Annotated in this window: 2 protein-coding genes; both read right to left on the bottom strand. The window is 27.4% G+C overall.

Annotated elements, in window-relative coordinates; genetic code table 11:
- Window positions 1-210 (bottom strand): sugar phosphate nucleotidyltransferase (locus ACJTHF_RS13990; protein ID WP_407812636.1); only part of this gene is annotated, 210 nt, incomplete at its 3' end.
- Window positions 211-300: 90 nt separating this feature from the next.
- Entirely contained in the window at window positions 301-660 is a 360-nt protein-coding gene (locus tag ACJTHF_RS13985) for a hypothetical protein (protein WP_107603014.1), read from the bottom strand.
- Window positions 661-1,000 lie beyond the last annotated feature (340 nt).

Below are 1,000 nucleotides of genomic sequence, written 5' to 3'. Positions count from 1 at the left end.
TGTAACGATTAGAATATCTTCAATTCCTGCACGGGCTGCTTCTTCTACTATATATTGTATCGTCGGTTTATCTAATATTGGTAACATTTCTTTAGGCATTGCCTTTGTAGCAGGTAAAAATCTAGTGCCTAAACCTGCAGCAGGTATAATTGCTTTTTTTACTTTAATTTCATTTTTACTTTTAATAACTTTATTATCTTTCACTTTCATTTTCCTTTCCCATATACAACATAAATGTTTAATTAACTATATCTTCCATCTTTAACACCAAATATTAATCCAAAGTTCTTATTAAAATAATTACTTTGGATTAATATCTTCATTTTTAGATAACCAAACGGACTCTTCAAATGCATCAACTGCTTCTTGATAATTCTGACTACGTGGTAATATCCCTTTTTCTATTGCTTCATTATATGCATTCATTTTAGTTTGTTCATCTTGTTTACTGTATATAATTTTAGCTAGATTTTCTTGGGTTTTAATATGAATTTCTTTTTCTTGTTTCTTCTGTGATTCTTCTTTTTTCTTAGTTGTCTGTTCTGTCTTTTCTTGTTTTGTCTTTTTACTACTTTTATCATCATAATCTGTTGTAATCATTAATACTGCAGACAATACTGTTAGACAAAAAATAATTGCTACTAGAAGTATATTTTTCAATGTTCCATCTCTCCCCATGCAAACATCAATATTATTATTAAACTACAAATTATTACATTTGTAAATTTGATTCTTACAATTTTAATTTTAATTTTACATTTCAACATTATTAAATCTATTACACTAAACATTTTAACTACGCCACTAGTATATTTATTACCAATCTACTTTTACCAAATTTAATGGTACACAAAAAAGCAACCTTTCTTTTTCTTGAAAGGTTGCTTTTGGCTATACTTCTTATTTCAAATTAAACTTTCCTTTAAACTCCTCAATTACTTCCTCTAAATTCTCAACGTTTAAAGAGAAGTACAGTTTCATTTTCGGTTCTGTTCCTGAC

The sequence above is a fragment of the Mammaliicoccus sp. RAM2 genome, assembly GCF_045897195.1.
In the GTDB taxonomy this organism is placed as follows: Bacteria; Bacillota; Bacilli; order Staphylococcales; family Staphylococcaceae; genus Mammaliicoccus; species Mammaliicoccus sciuri.
This window is presented reverse-complemented; position numbering and strand designations above follow the sequence as displayed.